This is a genomic window from Saccharothrix longispora (assembly GCF_030852425.1).
In the GTDB taxonomy this organism is placed as follows: domain Bacteria; phylum Actinomycetota; class Actinomycetes; order Mycobacteriales; family Pseudonocardiaceae; genus Actinosynnema; species Actinosynnema longispora.
On record NZ_NSDM01000006.1, the window covers coordinates 131,286 to 147,295 of the forward strand.

A 16,010-nucleotide genomic window follows, 5' to 3' on the forward strand; every position below is an offset into this window, starting at 1 on the left:
TGGGATCGTGGGTGTGCCGCGCTCAGAGCGACGGCACGACCATGGGCGTGCCGGTCACCGGGTCGGGCACGACGATGCTGGGCAGGTCGAAGACCTCCTTGACCAGCGCGGCGTCGACGATGTCGGCGGCGGCGCCCTGGGCGACGACGCGGCCTTCCTTCATGGCGACCAGGTGGTCGGCGTACCGGCACGCCTGGTTGATGTCGTGCAGCACCGCGATGACGGTGCGGCCCTCGTCGCGCAGTCGGGCCAGCAGGGCCAGCAGCTGGTACTGGTGGGCGATGTCGAGGAACGACGTGGGCTCGTCGAGCAGCAGGTACGGCGTCCGCTGGGCCAGCACGACGGCCACCCACACGCGTTGCCGCTGCCCGCCGGACAGCTCCTGCACGGGCCGGTCGGCGAGCCCCGTGACGCCCGCGGCGTCCATCGCCCCGGCGACGGCGGCCTCGTCCTGCTCCGACCACGTGGACAGCAGCGACTGGTGCGGGAAGCGGCCCCGCGCGACCAGCTGCCGCACCCGGATGTCGTCGGGCGCGACCGGGTCCTGCGGCAGGAAGCCGAGTTCCCGGGCCAGCGCCTTGCCCGGGTACGAGCCGACCTCGCGCCCGTCGAACAGCACGTGCCCGTCGGACGGGCGCAGCAGCCGCACGAAGGCGCGCAGCAGGGTGGACTTGCCGCAGGCGTTGGGGCCGACGATGGCGGTGAAGGCGCCGTCGGGGACGTCCAGCTCCAGTCGCGTGGACACCACCCGATCGCCGTAGCGCAGCGTCAGGTCCCTGGCGGTCAGGCGCGTGGTCACGCTCGCCGCACCTCCTTGGTGAGCAGCCAGATCAGGTAGCAGCCGCCGATGGCCGTGCTGACCACGCCGACGGGCAGGGCGACGGGCGCCAACAGCATCTGCGCGACCAGGTCGGCGCCCTGGAGCAGCACCGCGCCGGTCAGGGCGGCGGGCAGCAGCGGCACGCCGGGGGCGCGGGCCAGCCGCCTGCCGATCTGCGGCGCGGCCAGCGCGATGAACGCGATGGGGCCGGCGACGGCGGTGACGGTGGCCGTGCAGCCGACGCCGATGAGCACGAGGTGCAGGCGCAGCCGGTCCACGCGGACGCCGGTGGTGACGGCGAGGGCCGTGCCCAGCGCGTCCTGGTGCAGCGCCGGGGACCGGAGGACCAGCAGGACCAGCAGCACGCCGATGACGGCGAACGGGATGCGCACGTCCTCCCAGTCGACGCCGTTGAGGGAGCCCGCGCTCCACCCCACGGCAGCGATGGCGACCTCCAGCTCCGCCCGCAGCACGATCCACGAGTTCACCGCGGTCAGCACCGCGTTGACCGCGATGCCGATGACGACCAGCCGCAGCCCGGACAGCCCGCCGCCGGACGAGAGCAGGTAGACGGCCGCGGCGGCGAGCACGCCGCCCACCAGCGAGCCGGCGGTCAGCTGCGCGGGCGTGCCGGACAGCACGGTGATCGCGACCAGCGCGCCGGTGTAGGCGCCCGCGTCGAGGCCGATGACGTCGGGGCTGCCCATGGGGTTGCGGGTGACGTTCTGGAAGACCGCCCCGGCCACGCCGAGCGCCGCGCCGAACACCAGGCAGGAGAGCACGCGCGGCAGCCGCCACTCGCGGATCACCACGCCCGACCCGCCGCCCGACCCGGTGAGCGCGGCGAACACCTTCGCCGGGTCCGCCCACGTCGCGCCGTAGGACAGGCCGAGGAAGCCGAGGCCGAGGACGACCAGGGTCATCGCCGCGACCAGGACCAGCGTCCGCCGCTCGACCCGGAGCGAGACCGGGCCGCGGCGCAGCACGACCGCGCTCACAGCGCCCCCGCCCCGTACCGCCGGACCGCCCAGATCAGCACCGGGCCGCCGAGGAACGCGGTCACGATCGCGACCGGCACCTCGCCGGTCGGCAGCAGGACGCGCGAGCCGATGTCGGACAGCAGCAGCAGGACCGGGCCGAGCACGGCGGCGTAGCCCACGAGCCAGGGCACCGAGCTGCCCGCCATCCGCCGCGCCAGGTGCGGCACGATCAGGCCGACGAACAGGACGGGCCCGGCCACCGCGGTCGCCGCGCCGGCCAGCACGGTGGTCAGCACCAGCGTGGCGACCCGGACGCGGGCGACGTCGGCGCCCAGCACGTGCGCGACGGTGTCGCCGAGCGCGACCGCGTTGAGCTGCCTGCTCAGCAGCAGCGCCCCGACCACCGCGGCGGCGATCACCAGCAGCGGCAGCGTCGTCGGGGACTGCTCGCGACCGGCCAGCGACCCGACGGACCAGAAGCGGTAGCGGTCGAACACGTCCGGCAGCACCAGCCTCAACCCCAGGGACACGCCCGCCAGCACGGAGCTGAGGGCGACGCCGGTGAGCACGAGCCGCAGCGGCGACCGGCGGCCCACCGAGTACACGAGCACGGCGGCGACCACCGCGCCGACGACGGCGAGGGCCAGTTCCCCCGCCGCCGAGACGGCGACGCCCAGCGCCGAGCCGACGGTGATCGCGAACCCGGCGCCCGCGGTGACGCCGAGGACGCCGGGCTCCGCCAGCGGGTTCCTCGACAGCACCTGGATCAGCACGCCCGCCACGGCGAGCGCGGCGCCCGCGCCGACGGCCAGGACGGCGCGGGGCACCCGGATCTCCCGGACCACGATGTGGTCGCTCGACCCGTCGTAGTCCACCAGTGCCCGCACGACCTCGGCCGGGGCGACGGCGTGGGCGCCGATCCCGACGCTGATCACCGCCATCCCGACCAGCAGGGCCAGTGCGGCCAGCAGCAGCACGACCCGCGCACCCGGCAGCCGGCGCGTGGCGGTCACTTGGTCAGCAGCGGCGCGAACGCCTCGTCGACCGCGTCCAGCGTCTTCATCGCGGAGCGGTAGGTGGCCGCCTCGGTGTAGCGGAGCGGGAAGGTCCTGCCGGCCTTGACGGCGGGCAGCTCCTTCCACAGCGGCGAGTCCATGACGTACTGGACGGCGGCCGGGACCTTGCCGTCCGCGGCGACCGAGTAGGTGATGGCGTCGGCGTCGGCGAACGCCGCGGTCAGCTCCTCGATGGACGGGTACTCGCTGACGTCCTTGGAGCCGCCGCCCTTCACCTTGACCTGGCCGTAGTAGGTCGCGCCCACGTCCTGGGCGACGTTGGTGCCCCAGGAGCCGTTGAACTCGCGCTGGAAGTTGCCCTTGGCGACCTCGCCGTACGCGCCCACGTGGCCGAGCTCGAGCGTCGGCAGCACGGAGGCGTACTTGTCCTTGAGCCCCTTGGCCTTCTGGTCGTACTCGGACTTCACGGCGTCGAACGCGGACAGCGCGCCCGCCGCGTCGGCCTGCTTGCGGGACAGGTCGCGCCACGCCGAGGGCAGCGACGGGCCGATGGCCACGACCGGCGCGATGGCCTCCAGGCGCTTGAGGTCGATGTCGGCCAGCACCGGCTTGGGCACGCCGATGACGATCAGGTCCGGCTCGGCCTGCGCGATGGCCTCGTAGTTGGTCTCGGCGGCCGACTCGCCCGCGACCTTGGTCAGCTCCCGGTACTTCTTCAGGTCCTCCTCGGTCATCAGCGGCTCGCCCCGCTTCCACGAGGAGATCCCGACGAGGGGCGCGTCCGCCTCCAGCAGGGCGGGCACGGCGTACCCGGTGGCCACCACCCGCTTGGGCGAGACAGGGATCGTGATGTCGCCGTTGTCGGCGGTGAAGACCCTGGTCGTGGGTTCGGCGGCGCCCGTCTCGCCGGTGGCGGTGTTCTCGGCCGAGCCGCAGCCCGCGGCGGCGACGAGGGTGAGCGCCAGCGCGGCGGCGAGGCGGGGGGTTCTGGCGATGGACATCGGGTTTTCCTCGGGGGATTCGGTATTGCGGGGGTCAGTGGTCGTGGTCGTCGTCGAAGTCGGCGACGCCGCGCTTCCAGTAGCCGGTGATGTCGTGGTCGGCCTTGGCCAGGCCGAGCTCGTCGCGGACCCAGCGGCGCAGCGGTTTGATCGAGCCCGCCTCGCCCGCGACCCAGGCGTAGAGGCGTTCGCCCTCGGGCACCCGGATCGCGCGCACGGCGTCCGCCAGCAGCGTGCCGGTGCCCGCCGGGGCGTCGCCGCGGTGCAGCCAGCGCACCTCGACGTCCTCGGGCGCGGACAGCGCGATCTCCTCGTCGGCGTTCGCGACCTCGATGAACGCCCAGCCCGCGGCGGTGCGGGGCAGCTCCTCCAGCCACCGGGCGATGGCGGGCAGGGCGGTGAGGTCGCCGGCGAGCAGGTAGCGGTCGTAGTCGTGCGGCACGATCAGGCCGCCGGGCGGGCCGGCGACGTGCACGACCGCGCCGGGTTCGACCGAGCGCGCCCAGTCCGAGCCGAGGCCGCCGCCGTGCAGCGCCACGTCGAGGTCCAGCTCGCCGGTCACCGGGTCGTAGCGGCGCACGGTGTACTCGCGCGACGTCGGCGAGGGACGGGGCCAGCGCAGCATGTTCCCGTTCGGCTCGGGCAGCCGCAGCGTGCCGTCCTCCTCGGGGAAGAGCAGCTTCACGTGCTCGTCCGGCGAGTGCGCCTCGAAGCCCTCGGTGCCCGGCCCGCCCAGCGTCACGCGCAGCAGGCCGGCGCCGACCATCGTGGTCCGCACGACCTCGGCCGCGCGGACGCGGATGGGGTAGCCGACCTTCTCCGCGCCGCGTCCCTCGCCACCGCCGGCGCGCACCTCGGCGATGCGCTCCAGGTGCCGGTCGCGGTGGTCGACGCGGCTCACGCGGACGCCCCGGCGACCAGCTCGGTCCAGCGCGCCAGCCGGGGGTCCTCGGCGAGGTCGGCGAACTCCAGGCCGGTGGCGCCGGCGGCGCGCCAGCGCTCGACGAGGCTCATGATCCGCATCGAGTCCAGTCCGAGGTCGAGCAGGTCGGCGTCCGCGCCCACCTCGGCGGGCTCGACGCCGAGCAGGTCGGCGACGTCGGCGCGGACGCGGTCGGCGGTCGGGGTTTCGGTGGTCATCGCGGTGCTCCAGCGGGGATCTGTTCCGTGGTGGTGGTCAGCGCGGCCAGCGCGTCGGCGGTGGTGGTGACGACCCCGCAGCGCTGGGCGACGTACTCGCACGCCTGGTCGTGCCGCTCCCGGGAGAAGTCGGCGACGGCGTCGTTGACGAGGAACGGCCGGACGTCGCGCATGAACGCCTCCACGGCCGTGGCCTGGCAGCCGATGTGCGCGTACACGCCGGTGATCAGCAGCTGGTCGCGGCCGGCCTCGGCGAGCCGGTCGGCGAACGCGCTGCGCTGGAACGCGCTGTAGCGCCACTTGGTCAGCACGGTGTCGCCCGGCTCGGGCGCCAGCTCGGGGATGATGTCGGCGGCGCGCGGGTCGTCGTCGATGACCCCGCCGATGCCCGCTCCCCAGAACTCGGTGAGCAGGCCGCGGTCTGCGGCGTCCTGTCGGCCGGGCTGCGCGGTGTAGAACACCGGCACGCCCCGCTCGCGCGCCACCGCGACCAGCGCGGCGATGTTCGCCGTCATCTCCGGGACCGGCGCCCCCGCGTACGGCGCCAGGAAGTAGCGCTGCACGTCGTGCACCAGCAGCGCCGCGCGGAACGCGTCGGGCCGCCAGGACACCCGGCCGATCGGTACCTCGTCCGCCGTGGGCAGCGGGTAGGGCTGGATCTTCGGCAGGGACACGGGGGTCACCCCTTCTTCTCGGCCAGGGCGGCCAGTGCCGCCCGCAGCTCGCGCTTGCTGGTCTTGCCGACCCCGGTCACCGGGAACTCCCCGACGACCTGGACCAGGTCGGGCACCTTGAACGCCGCGACGCCGCGTTCGCGCACGAACCGGCGCAGCTCGGCCCCGGTCGGGGCGGCGCCGGCGGCGGGCACGACGTAGGCGCACGTCCGCTCGCCCAGGTAGGCGTCGGGCACCGCGACCACCGCGGCGTCGAGCACGTCGGGGTGGGCCATCAGGTGGTTCTCCACCTCTTCGGCGGCCACCTTCTCCCCGCCCCGGTTGATCTGCTCCTTGGCCCGGCCGACGACCTCCAGGTGCCCGGTCGGGGTGCGCCGCACGAGGTCCCCGGTCCGGTAGAAGCCGTCCGGGGTGAACGCGGTCGCGTTGTGCGCCGCGGCCCGGAAGTAGCCGCGGATCGTGTACGGGCCGCGGGTGAGCAGCGCACCGGTCGCGCCGTCGGGCACGACGGCGTCCGAGGGCGCGGCGGGGTCGTCCGGGTCGACGACGCGGATCTCGTCGTCGAGCGAGATCGGGCGGCCCTGCGTGCCCAGCACGACCTCGTCCGGGTCGTCGAGCCGGGTGTAGCAGACCAGGCCCTCGGCCATGCCGAACACCTGCTGCAACCGGCAGCCCAGGGCGGGGCCGATCCGCTCGGCGAGTTCGCGCCCGCACTTGGCGCCGCCGACCAGCAGGACCTCCAGCGAGGACAGGTCGTGCCCGGTGCGCGCGGCGGCCTGCACCCAGGCGGCGGCGAGCGGCGGCACCACCCCGCTGATGGTCACGCGCTCGGCCTCGATCAGCCGGAACGCGGTGTCCGCGTCGGGGCGCGGCGCCAGCACGGTCGCCGCGCCCGCGTGCAGCGCGCCGAGGACGCCCGGCGAGCTGAGCGGGTAGTTGTGCGCGACCGGCAGCGCGGCCAGGTAGACGCTGTCCGGGCGCAGCGCGCAGATGCGGGCGCTCTCCCGGACGCTGTAGAGGTAGTCGTCGTGGGTCCGCGGGATCAGCTTCGGCAACCCGGTGCTGCCGCCGGAGAGCTGGAGGAACGCCACGCCGGACGGGTCGGGGTCCGGGAGGTCGCGCGGCGCGGTGGCGGCGAGGTCGGCGAACTCCGCCGAGCCGACCACGAGCACGTCGCGCACCGACGGCACGTCGGCCGCCACCTGCCGCGCGGTGCCCGCGTGGTCGTGCCGCTCGTGCCGGTCCACGGTGATGACCGCGACGGCCTCGGCCTGCTCGGCGAAGTGCCGCAGCTCGCTGTGCCGGTGGGCGGGCAGCGCGAACACCGGCCACGCGCCGGCGCGCCACAGCCCGAAGACGACCGGCAGGAACTCGGGCACGTTCGGCAGTTGCACCACGACCCGGTCGCCGGGCCGGACGCCGGAGTCGACCAGCCCGGCGGCGATCCGGTGCGCCCGCTCGTCGAGTCCGGCGAACGTCCAGCGCGACGTCACGCCGTCCCGCTCCCCCACCACGGCGGTCCGCCCGGAGTGGGCGGCGGCCAGCGCGGTGAGCCACGCGCCGAACGTCTGCCCGCGCCAGTGCCCGGACGCCCGGTAGCGGGCCGCGACGTCGGCGGGCCAGGCGACGTGGTCCACGCCCGCGCTCACGCCGCGCCCTCCAGGCCCAGCGCGCGCAGCAGCGTGCGGAACTTGGCGCTGGTCTCGGCCAGCTCGGCGGCCGGGTCGGAGCCCGCGACGACGCCGGCGCCGGCGAACAGCCGCACCGTCCGGTCGCACACCTCCGCGCTGCGGATGGTGACGACCCACTCGCCGTCGCCCTCCAGGCCGGTCCAGCCGACCAGGCCCGAGTAGTAGCCGCGGTCCTCCGGCTCCAGCCCGGCGATCGCGTCGCGGGCGCGCCCGACCGGCACGCCGCACACGGCGGGGGTCGGGTGCAGCGCCTCGGCCAGCGCGAGGGACGAGGAGCCGGGGTCGGTCGGGTCGGCGAGCCGCCCGGTGATCCGGGTGGACAGGTGCCACATCGTGGGCGTGCCGATCACCACCGGTTCGGCGGGCACGTCGAGGTCGGCGCAGAACCCGCCCAGCACCTCGGCGACCTGCGCGGCGACGTGCGCGTGCTCGTGCCGGTCCTTCTCGGAGGCCAGCAGCTCGGCGACGCGCCTGCGGTTCTCCGCCTCGTCGGCGACGCGCGGGCGCGACCCGGCCAGCGGGTTGGACGTGACCACCGCACCGCGGCGCGACAGCAGCAGCTCCGGGCTCGCGCCGACCAGGGTGCGCGGCGCGGGGTCGCCCGGCGCGCTGACGTCGACGGCGAAGGCGTGCGCGGCCGGGTCGGCGCGCACCAGCCGGGCCAGCAGCGACGGCACGGACACCGGGTCGCCGGCGACGAGTTCGAGGCAGCGGGCCAGCACGACCTTGGCCAGCCGGCCGCCGCCGATCAGCTCCAGCGCCTCGCGCACGCCGTCGGCGTAGACCTCCGGCTCGGGCCGGGGCGTGATGGACCACCTGGTGGAGCCGAACGGCGTGGCCGGCACGTCGACGGCCGTGTTGGCGCCCGCCCGGCGCACCAGGGCGGGCACGACCAGGCTCGCCTCGGCGTCGGGCCGGAACCCGATCGCGCCGACCACCAGCGGTTCGTCGACCCCGCCCACCGCCGCCGCGTCGAGCACCTCGGCCGCCGCGCGCGCCCGCGCGCCGTGCCCGGCCCGGACGGTCGTGTGCACGCCGTCGGCGAGCAGCGACCCGCGTGCCGAGGCGAAGTAGAACGACCCCGGCAGGTAGGCGGCCAGCAGGTCGGCTGCCCGGTGCACGGGCCGGGGGCGGACCAGAGCGGGTGGGGGCACGTCGTGTTTCCCTTTCGGTGACAGCGCGACAGCGCTGACCGGTCAGTGTCGGCCGAGCACGCGGAAGGTCGCGGTCCCGGCGACACCGGGAGCGCAACTTTGGTTAGCCTAACCTAAGTTTTGTTGTGACGAAAGGCCCTCGTCACGCGCGCAGCGTCGCCCCGCCGTCCACGAACAGGTTCTGCATCGTGATGTGACGGGCCCGGTCGGAGGCCAGGAAGAGGACCGCGTCGGCGATGTCCGCCGGGTCCGCGATGCGCCCCAGCGGGATGCCCACCCGGAACTGGTCCGGAGCCCCCGAGATCACCGCCTCCGCGCCGTTCCCGTCCGTCCACAGCAGACGTTGCATGTCGGTGTCCGTCGAGCCGGGCGACACCACGTTGCACCGGATGCCCGACCCGGCCAGCTCCAGGCCGAGGCAGCGGGTCAGCATCGTGGCCGCCGCCTTGGACGCGGCGTAGGCGCCCATGCCGGTGCGGGGCACGCCGGAGGCGTTCGACCCGACGGTCACCAGCACCCCGGCGCCGCGCGGCACCATCCTGCGCGCCACCGCCCGCAGCACGTGGAACACGCCGGTCGCGTTGACGGTGAACGTGGCCGACCAGTCCTCGTCGGTGGTGTCGCACACCGCGGCGGGCCGCAGCACGCCCGCCACGGACACCCCGATGCCGATCGGGCCGAGGGTCCGCTCCACGTCGTCCACGACGCGCGCGACCGCCGCGGGGTCGCCGACGTCGGCGGTGAAGGGCGTGACCCGCTCGACCGAGCGGAGGTGGACGTCGGGGTCGACGTCGACCGCGGCGACCGTCGCGCCGGCGCGGACCAGACCGTCCACCACCGCCGCCCCGATGCCGCGGGCCGCGCCGGTCACCAGCGCGACCCTGCCCTCGATGCCCGCACCCCAGCGCTCAGACACAACACCCTCCACGACGAGAACTTCGCTTAGGCTTGCCTAAGCTCGTCGCCGTGTCCAGCCCCCCGAACGGCCCATCGGCGTGATCTGGATCTCCAGCCGCCCTTCCAGTCCACTGTGGACAACCGTGGCCGCGCTCCGTCCGCCGCCCGTCGCCACTCCACCACCTCCTGGACTATCCATCCAGACACTGGACGTATAGTCTCGAGTCAACCGCCGGAAGGAGGAGGTGTCCGTGCCGAACGGATCAGGGGACGCGCTGCTGGCCGCGCTGCGGCCGGTCGTCGAGGGGTTGGCCGCGACGTTCGGCCCGGCGTGCGAGGTCGTCCTGCACGACTACCGCCGGGGCGAGAACTCCGTGGTCGCGGTCGCCGGGAACGTGACCGGCCGGCGGGTCGGCGGCGCGCTCAGCGAGATCGGCCTGTCCGTGCTGGCCCGGGGCGACGACGCGGCCAACGACCTGAACTACGTCACGCACGCGCCGAACGGGCGGGTCGTCAAGTCCTCGACCATGCCGCTGCGGGATGCCGACGGCGCGCTGATCGGCGCGCTGTGCGTGAACCTGGACGTGACCGCGCTGCGCCAAGCGGGCGACCTCCTCGCCGCGATGACCGGCGCAGCGCCCCCGGCGCTGCCGACCACCACCTTCACCAACGACTTCGACGAGGTCGTCGACGCCGTGGTGCGCGCCGGGGAACTGGCGTGCGGCAAGCCGGTCGACGGCCTGAACCGCGCCGAGCGGCTCGTCCTGCTGCGCGCACTCGACGACCGGGGCGTCTTCGCCGTGCGCAACGCGGTCACCCGCGTCGCGGCGCGGCTGGGCGTGTCCCGCTCCGGCCTGTACGCCGACCTCGCCGACAGCCGCAGGACCGACAGCCGCAGGACCGACAGCCGCGAGTCCGACAGCCGCGAGGACACGCGCCGATGAGAGGGGCGAGCATGGGGCACGAGGCCCTGGACCGGGTGGCGACACCGTTCCTGGCACTGGACCGGCCGGTGGTGGAGGCCAACGCAGCCCGCCTCCGCGCACACCTGGACGGCCTGGGCGCGGTGCTGCGCCCGCACGTCAAGACGGCGAAGTCCGTCGAGGTCGCGCGACTGCTGTTCGACGGCGGGGTCGGCCCGATCACCGTCTCCACGCTCGCCGAGGCCGAGGCGTTCGCCGACGCCGGGTTCACCGACGTCGTCTACGCGGTCGGCATCGCGCCGGACAAGCTCGACCGGGTGATCGCCCTGCGCCGGCGCGGCGTGGACCTCGTCGTGCTGCTGGACAGCACGGCCCAGGCCGTCGAGGTGGCCCGTGCGGCGCGGGAGCACGGCGTGCCGGTCCCGGCGCTGGTCGAGGTGGACTGCGACGGCCACCGCGGCGGCGTGCTCCCCGGCGACCCGGCCGTGCTCGCCATCGCCGAGGCCCTCGTGTCGGGCGGCGCGGAACTGCGCGGCGTGCTGACCCACGCGGGCGAGTCGTACTTCGCGTACACGCCGGAGGCGCTGGCCGCCGCCGCGGAGGCCGAGCGCCTCGCCGCGGTGCGCGTCGCGGAGGACCTGCGCGCGGCGGGCCACGAGGTGCCCGTGGTGAGCGTCGGGTCCACGCCGACCGCCCACGCCGTCACCGACCTGACCGGCGTCACCGAGGTCCGGGCGGGCAACTACGTGTTCTTCGACCTGGTGATGGCCGGCATCGGCGTGTGCCGGGTGGACGACCTGGCCCTGTCGGTGGTGACCACCGTCATCGGGCACCGCCCGGACAAGGGCTGGATCATGACCGACGGCGGGTGGATGGCGACCTCGCGCGACCGGGGCACCGCCCGCCAGCCGGTGGACCAGGGCTACGGCCTCGTCGCCGACCTGGACGGCACGCCGTACCCGGACCTGCTGATGACCGACGCCAGCCAGGAGCACGGCACGCTGTCCGTGCGGCCGGGCAGCGCCGCCGCGCTGCCGGACCTGCCCGTGGGGACACGGGTGCGCGTCCTGCCGAACCACGCGTGCGCGACCGCCGCGCAGCACGACCGGTACCACGTGACCTCCCCCGGTTCCCGGGCCGTCGAGGCCGTGTGGCCGCGCGTGCGGGGCTGGTGAGCCGTGCGCTTCCTCTCCGAGGCCGAGTCCGCGGCCCTGATCGACGAACAGCTCGCCTACGACGCCGTCCGCGCCGCGTTCCTCGCCGCCGCCGGCTCCGCGTCCTTCCCCACCGTGCACGGGCACGGGTCCGACCCGGCCAACCGCTTCACGGTCAAGTCCGCCTCGTCCGCCGACCTGGCGGGCGTCAAGGTCGGCAGCTACTGGCCCGGCAACGACGCCGCGGGCCTGCCGCGCCACAACTCGACCGTGCTGCTGGTCGACCAGGGGACGGGCCGGATCGGTGCGGTGGTCGAGGCCGGGAAGGTCAACGCCTACCGCACCGCCGCGGCGGACGCGGTGGCGGCCGACGCCCTGGCCCGGCCCGACGCGACCACGCTGGCGGTCTTCGGCACCGGGCACCAGGCGCTGTACGAGTGCGCCGCGCTGGCCCGCGTCCGTCCACTGGAGACGGTCCACGTGGTCGCCCGGTCGGTGGAGCGCGGCGAGCGCTTCACCGCCGCGCTGGCCGCCCGCGGCCTGCCCGCCCGGCTCACGCCCGCCCGCGAGGCGTGCCGCGCCGACCTCGTCGTCACCGCGACCACGGCCACCGCCCCGCTGTTCGACGCGGACTGGATCGCACCCGGCACCCACGTGGCGAGCATGGGTTCCGACGCGCGGGGCAAGCAGGAGCTGCCGCCGGACCTCCTCGCGCGGGCGCGGCTGTTCTGCGACCTGCCGGCGCAGGCGGTCGCCATCGGCGAGTTCCAGCACGTGGCCGACCGGGTCGCGGACGGCTCGCTGCGCGTGACCGCCGTGGGCGACGTGCTGGCCGGGCGCGCCGAGGGGCGGCTCTCCCCCGACGACATCACGGTCTTCGACAGCTCCGGCCTGGCGCTCCAGGACCTGCACGTGGCCGCGGCGCTGCTGGCGGTGGCGCCGTGAAGCGGACCGCCGGCGCCGTCCTCGCGCTCGCCGTGCTCACCGGGTGCGCGAGCGGGCCGGCCCAGGTCCCGCCGCCGCCCGCGGCGACCACCACGGCAGCGACCGCGAGCACCGCCACCGCGGTCCCGGACGGCGCGTTCGCCCGGCTGGAGGAGGAGTTCGGCGCCACGCTCGGCGTGTACGCCCTGGACACCGGCACGGGCCACGAGATCGCCTACCGCGCCGACCACCGGTTCGCCCACGCCTCGACGATCAAGGCCCTCGCCGTGGGGGCCCTGCTGCGGCGCGAGCCGGTCGAGGCGCTCGACGAGGTGGTCACCTACTCGCGGGCCGACGTGGTCCCCCACTCACCGGTCACCGGGGAGCGGGTGGACACCGGCGTCACGCTGCGCGAGGCGGCCGACGCGGCCGTCCGCCTGAGCGACAACACGGCGGCGAACCTCCTGTTCCGCGCGCTGGGCGGCCCGGAGGGCCTGGGTGCGGTGCTGCGCGGGATCGGCGACACCACCACGCACGTGGACCGCGTGGAGACCGGGCTGAACGAGGCGACGCCGGGCGACGTCCGCGACACCAGCACGCCCCGCGCACTGGCGACCGGCCTGCGCGCCTTCGCGCTCGACGACGCCCTGCCGCCGGACCGGCGGGAGTTGCTCGTGGACCTGCTGCGCCGCAACACCACCGGTGACGACCTGATCCGCGCCGGCCTGCCCGCCGACTGGGTCGTCGGGGACAAGACGGGGGCAGGCGGCTACGGGACGCGCAACGACATCGCCGTCGCCTGGCCGCCCGGTGGCGCGGCCCCCGTCGTGCTCGCGGTCATGTCGACCCGCGGCACGCCGGACGCCGAGCACGACGACGCGCTGATCGCCCGCGCGGCCGGGGTGGTGGCCGACCACCTCCGGTGAGCGCGGTCAGTGGCAGCGGTCGTCGCGGACCAGCGTCTCCACGGGGGTCGCGCCGGGGCGGGTCCACTGCGGCACGGGGCGGCTGGTCGGACCCCAGGTGGCGTTCCCGTCGGCGTCGGTGCGCCAGTACCAGCACGAGCGCTGTCCCTCGGGCCACCCCTCCGGCTTGTCCTCCCACGCCTCACCGCGGCCGTACGGCGTCATGTCGAGCAGGGCGAAGGAGCCGCTGAACGCCTCGTTGCCGCGCGACGTCGTGGAGTAGGTGAGGAACGTGCGGTCGCCGTCGCGCAGGAAGCAGGTGAGGTACCCCATCTCACCGCCGACCGGCTCCGGCACGTCGCGCACCGAGTACCAGGGCGTGGTGTAGCCCATGAACTCGACGTAGGGGGCCACCTCGTCCCACCGGCCCGTGGTCAGGACGGCCGACGCGATGCCCCGGGCGTCGAGGTAGACGGCGTCCTTCAGGTGCCAGGCGGCGTTGGTGCAGCCCTCGCACTGCCCCTGGTGCGGCGCGCCGTCGTGCCACATGTGCTTGTACACCACGAGTTCCTCCCGGCCGCGGAACAGGTCCAGGAACGGGACCGGGCCGTCGGCCCCGACGACCTCGACCGTCCCGTCGAACTCCACCATCGGCAGCCGGCGGCGGGCCGCGGCGATGGCGTCGCCCTCGCGGGTGTGGGCCTTCTCGCGCACCAGCAGCTCGTCGCGGGCGGCCTGCCAGGTGGCGAGGTCCGCGACGGGCGGTCGGCCGGGCAGCGCGGTGGTCGGTTCGCCGGGCGTGGTCGTCATGGTGTCTCCGGTGTCTCGTGCCGGGCAGTGTCGCACGAGGTCCTACCAGAGGGGTCCGACACGAACCGGCCGGCGCGGGGCCGCCGTCGTCACGAGCGCAGGTACGCGAGCACCGCCAGCACGCGCCGGTGGCCGACGTCGTCCGGCGGCAGGTCGAGCTTGGCGAAGATGTTGCGGATGTGCTTGCTCACCGCCGTCTCGGTGACCACGAGCAGCTCGGCGATGGTCTGGTTGGCGCGGCCCTCGGCCATCAGCCCCAGCACCTCGCGCTCGCGCGGGGTCAGCGAGCCGATCGGGTCGCCGGTGCGGCGGCGCACCATCAGCTGCGACACCACCTCCGGGTCCAGCACGGTGCCGCCCGCGACCACCCGGTCCAGCGCGTCCAGGAACGCCGACACCTTGCCCACCCGTTCCTTGAGCAGGTACCCGACGCCCTCGGCGCCGCGGGCCAGCAGGTCGCCCGCGTAGCTGTCCTCCACGTACGCCGACAGCACCAGGATCGGCAGGCCCGGCACGCGGCGACGTGCCTCCACGGCGGCGCGCAACCCCTCGTCGGTGAACGTCGGCGGCAGCCGCACGTCGAGCACGGCGACGTCCGGCCGGTGCTCGTCGACCGCCGCGAGCAGGTCGTCCGGGTTGTCCACGGCGGCCACCACGTCGATGCCCTCGCTGCCCAGCAGCAGGACCAGGCCCTCGCGCAGCAGCGCGTCGTCCTCGGCGATCACGACCCGCACGGCAGCTCCACGCGCAGCAGCGTAGGGCCACCGGGTGGGCTGGTGAGCAGCGCGGTCCCGTCGAACGCCTCGACGCGGCGGCGGATGCCCGCGAGCCCGCTGCCCGCGCCCTCGTCGGCGCCGCCCCTGCCGTCGTCGCGGACCTCGACCACGAGCGTCGAGTCGCATGCCAGGTGCACCGAGGCGTGCGACGCGCCGCTGTGCTTGGCCACGTTGGTCAGCGCCTCGGCGATCACGAAGTAGGCCGCCGACTCGACGGCGGTGGGCGCGCGCCGCAGGGCGCTCGCGGTCAGCGTGCACGGCACCGGGCAGGCGGCGACGAGGCCGGCCACCGCGCCGTCGAGACCGCGTTCGGCGAGCACCGGCGGGTAGATGGCGCGCACCACCTCGCGCAGGCCGGCGAGCGCGTCGGTGGCGGCGTCCTGGGCGCGCAGCACGAGCGGCAGGGCGGACGCGGGGTCGCGGCGCAGCGCGCGTTCCACGATGCCCAGGTGCATCGCCACCGCGACGAGCCGGTTCTGCGTGCCGTCGTGCAGGTCGCGTTCGATGCGGCGCAGTTCCGCGCCGTGCGCCTCCAGCGCGGCGGCCCGGCTGGCGGTCAGCTCGGCGACCCGCTGCTCCAGGCCGGTGGCGCCCGGCGGGGTCAGCAGGCGGCGGCCGGTCGCGGCCTGCCACCGCGCCGCCGGCGGCACGAGCAGCAGCGCGAGCAGCAGGTAGCCGACGGCCAGCAGCGGCGACGTCAGCGCGAGGGCCCACGACGTGATCGGGTACAGCGTCACCACCGGCTCGTCGCCGGGCACCGCCCACCAGTAGAGCGGCACGACGGCCGCGCTGAGCGCGGCGAGCGGCAGCAGGACCGCGACGACGCCGAGCACGAACCCGGTGCCCGCGTGCCGCGCCAGCCAGCGCCACTCGCCGGGGGTCGTGTCGTCCTTCGGCTCCGTCACCGGGTGGAGGACCTCCTCCCCGGTGAACCGGGTGATCCGCCGCCGCTCCCGGTCGGCCCAGCGGCGCAGCACCCGCGCGGCCCGGTCGGGGCCGGCGACCGAGGCGACGACCGGGCCCAGGGCCGCCACGGCGCCCACCGCGCCCGCCCCGGTGAACGCGGCGTCCCGCAGGAGCCGCCGGAGCGCCGCCGCGGCCGCGGGGAAGGGGTCCATCACGGTGGGCAGGGTATAGCGGGCTCC

Annotated in this window: 17 protein-coding genes; 4 read left to right on the forward strand and 13 right to left on the reverse strand. The window is 75.4% G+C overall.

Going from position 1 to position 16,010, the window contains the following annotated elements:
• Nucleotides 1-22: 22 nt before the first annotated feature.
• The 10 genes from CKY47_RS15820 to CKY47_RS15865 all read right to left on the reverse strand — a co-directional run bounded on the left by CKY47_RS15820 (nucleotide 23) and on the right by CKY47_RS15865 (nucleotide 9,392).
• Nucleotides 23-799 (reverse strand): ABC transporter ATP-binding protein, encoded by a 777-nt coding sequence (locus CKY47_RS15820; protein WP_306746568.1) that lies wholly within the window; start codon nucleotides 797-799, stop codon nucleotides 23-25.
• The gene (locus tag CKY47_RS15825) at nucleotides 796-1,818 is read right to left on the reverse strand and encodes a FecCD family ABC transporter permease (RefSeq protein ID WP_306746569.1); all 1,023 of its coding nucleotides are present in this window, start codon (nucleotides 1,816-1,818) and stop codon (nucleotides 796-798) included. Before CKY47_RS15825 ends, CKY47_RS15820 begins: the two co-directional genes overlap by 4 nt.
• Nucleotides 1,815-2,741, reverse strand: coding sequence for a FecCD family ABC transporter permease (locus CKY47_RS15830; protein WP_306746818.1), 927 nt, complete (start codon nucleotides 2,739-2,741; stop codon nucleotides 1,815-1,817). Before CKY47_RS15830 ends, CKY47_RS15825 begins: the two co-directional genes overlap by 4 nt.
• A gap of 68 nt (nucleotides 2,742-2,809) precedes the next feature.
• Complete coding sequence (locus CKY47_RS15835) at nucleotides 2,810-3,817, reverse strand: ABC transporter substrate-binding protein (RefSeq protein WP_306746570.1); 1,008 nt, start codon at nucleotides 3,815-3,817, stop codon at nucleotides 2,810-2,812.
• 34 nt (nucleotides 3,818-3,851) lie between these two features.
• Nucleotides 3,852-4,718, reverse strand: a complete 867-nt coding sequence (locus tag CKY47_RS15840; RefSeq protein ID WP_306746571.1) for a siderophore-interacting protein — start codon at nucleotides 4,716-4,718, stop codon at nucleotides 3,852-3,854.
• Nucleotides 4,715-4,957, reverse strand: coding sequence for a phosphopantetheine-binding protein (locus CKY47_RS15845; RefSeq protein WP_306746572.1), 243 nt, complete (start codon nucleotides 4,955-4,957; stop codon nucleotides 4,715-4,717). Before CKY47_RS15845 ends, CKY47_RS15840 begins: the two co-directional genes overlap by 4 nt.
• The gene (locus CKY47_RS15850) at nucleotides 4,954-5,631 is read right to left on the reverse strand and encodes an isochorismatase family protein (RefSeq protein ID WP_306746819.1); all 678 of its coding nucleotides are present in this window, start codon (nucleotides 5,629-5,631) and stop codon (nucleotides 4,954-4,956) included. Before CKY47_RS15850 ends, CKY47_RS15845 begins: the two co-directional genes overlap by 4 nt.
• A 5-nt stretch (nucleotides 5,632-5,636) precedes the next feature.
• Entirely contained in the window at nucleotides 5,637-7,280 is a 1,644-nt protein-coding gene (locus tag CKY47_RS15855; protein WP_306746573.1) for a (2,3-dihydroxybenzoyl)adenylate synthase, read from the reverse strand.
• Complete coding sequence (locus CKY47_RS15860) at nucleotides 7,277-8,476, reverse strand: isochorismate synthase (RefSeq protein ID WP_306746574.1); 1,200 nt, start codon at nucleotides 8,474-8,476, stop codon at nucleotides 7,277-7,279. Before CKY47_RS15860 ends, CKY47_RS15855 begins: the two co-directional genes overlap by 4 nt.
• Before the next feature lie 142 nt (nucleotides 8,477-8,618).
• Nucleotides 8,619-9,392 (reverse strand): 2,3-dihydro-2,3-dihydroxybenzoate dehydrogenase, encoded by a 774-nt coding sequence (locus tag CKY47_RS15865; RefSeq protein ID WP_306746575.1) that lies wholly within the window; start codon nucleotides 9,390-9,392, stop codon nucleotides 8,619-8,621.
• 232 nt (nucleotides 9,393-9,624) lie between these two features.
• Here CKY47_RS15865 and CKY47_RS15870 point away from each other — a divergent pair, with 232 nt between their 5' ends.
• From CKY47_RS15870 to bla, 4 genes are read left to right on the forward strand one after another with little or no spacing between them, the layout of a single operon-like run.
• The gene (locus CKY47_RS15870) at nucleotides 9,625-10,317 is read left to right on the forward strand and encodes a helix-turn-helix transcriptional regulator (protein WP_306746576.1); all 693 of its coding nucleotides are present in this window, start codon (nucleotides 9,625-9,627) and stop codon (nucleotides 10,315-10,317) included.
• The gene (locus tag CKY47_RS15875; RefSeq protein WP_306746577.1) at nucleotides 10,314-11,471 is read left to right on the forward strand and encodes an alanine racemase; all 1,158 of its coding nucleotides are present in this window, start codon (nucleotides 10,314-10,316) and stop codon (nucleotides 11,469-11,471) included. The genes CKY47_RS15870 and CKY47_RS15875 overlap by 4 nt, the downstream gene beginning before the upstream one ends.
• 3 nt (nucleotides 11,472-11,474) lie before the next feature.
• Nucleotides 11,475-12,395, forward strand: a complete 921-nt coding sequence (locus CKY47_RS15880; RefSeq protein ID WP_306746578.1) for an ornithine cyclodeaminase family protein — start codon at nucleotides 11,475-11,477, stop codon at nucleotides 12,393-12,395.
• Nucleotides 12,392-13,300: a class A beta-lactamase gene (gene bla / locus CKY47_RS15885; protein WP_306746579.1), complete on the forward strand. Its 909-nt coding sequence runs from the start codon at nucleotides 12,392-12,394 to the stop codon at nucleotides 13,298-13,300. The genes CKY47_RS15880 and bla overlap by 4 nt, the downstream gene beginning before the upstream one ends.
• Before the next feature lie 6 nt (nucleotides 13,301-13,306).
• Here the strand turns inward: bla and CKY47_RS15890 are convergent, their stop codons facing one another.
• The 3 genes from CKY47_RS15890 to CKY47_RS15900 all read right to left on the reverse strand — a co-directional run bounded on the left by CKY47_RS15890 (nucleotide 13,307) and on the right by CKY47_RS15900 (nucleotide 15,983).
• On the reverse strand, nucleotides 13,307-14,089 hold the full coding sequence (locus CKY47_RS15890; protein ID WP_306746580.1) for a DUF899 family protein: 783 nt from the start codon (nucleotides 14,087-14,089) through the stop codon (nucleotides 13,307-13,309).
• 89 nt (nucleotides 14,090-14,178) lie between these two features.
• Nucleotides 14,179-14,823 carry a response regulator gene (locus CKY47_RS15895; protein WP_306746581.1) on the reverse strand — a complete coding sequence of 215 codons (645 nt, stop codon included), beginning with the start codon at nucleotides 14,821-14,823 and terminating at the stop codon, nucleotides 14,179-14,181.
• Nucleotides 14,811-15,983, reverse strand: coding sequence for a sensor histidine kinase (locus CKY47_RS15900; RefSeq protein WP_306746820.1), 1,173 nt, complete (start codon nucleotides 15,981-15,983; stop codon nucleotides 14,811-14,813). The genes CKY47_RS15895 and CKY47_RS15900 overlap by 13 nt, the downstream gene beginning before the upstream one ends.
• Nucleotides 15,984-16,010: the final 27 nt, after the last annotated feature.

What these genes read in the sequence shown, in the direction of transcription:
- CKY47_RS15900 (WP_306746820.1), bottom strand. Translation starts at nt 15,983, where the DNA reads ATGGACCCCTTCCCCGCGGCCGCGGCGGCGCTCCGGCGGCTCCTGCGG.
- CKY47_RS15875 (WP_306746577.1), top strand. Translation starts at nt 10,314, where the DNA reads ATGAGAGGGGCGAGCATGGGGCACGAGGCCCTGGACCGGGTGGCGACA.
- CKY47_RS15845 (WP_306746572.1), bottom strand. Translation starts at nt 4,957, where the DNA reads ATGACCACCGAAACCCCGACCGCCGACCGCGTCCGCGCCGACGTCGCC.
- CKY47_RS15890 (WP_306746580.1), bottom strand. Translation starts at nt 14,089, where the DNA reads ATGACGACCACGCCCGGCGAACCGACCACCGCGCTGCCCGGCCGACCG.
- CKY47_RS15835 (WP_306746570.1), bottom strand. Translation starts at nt 3,817, where the DNA reads ATGTCCATCGCCAGAACCCCCCGCCTCGCCGCCGCGCTGGCGCTCACC.
- CKY47_RS15830 (WP_306746818.1), bottom strand. Translation starts at nt 2,741, where the DNA reads ATGGCGGTGATCAGCGTCGGGATCGGCGCCCACGCCGTCGCCCCGGCC.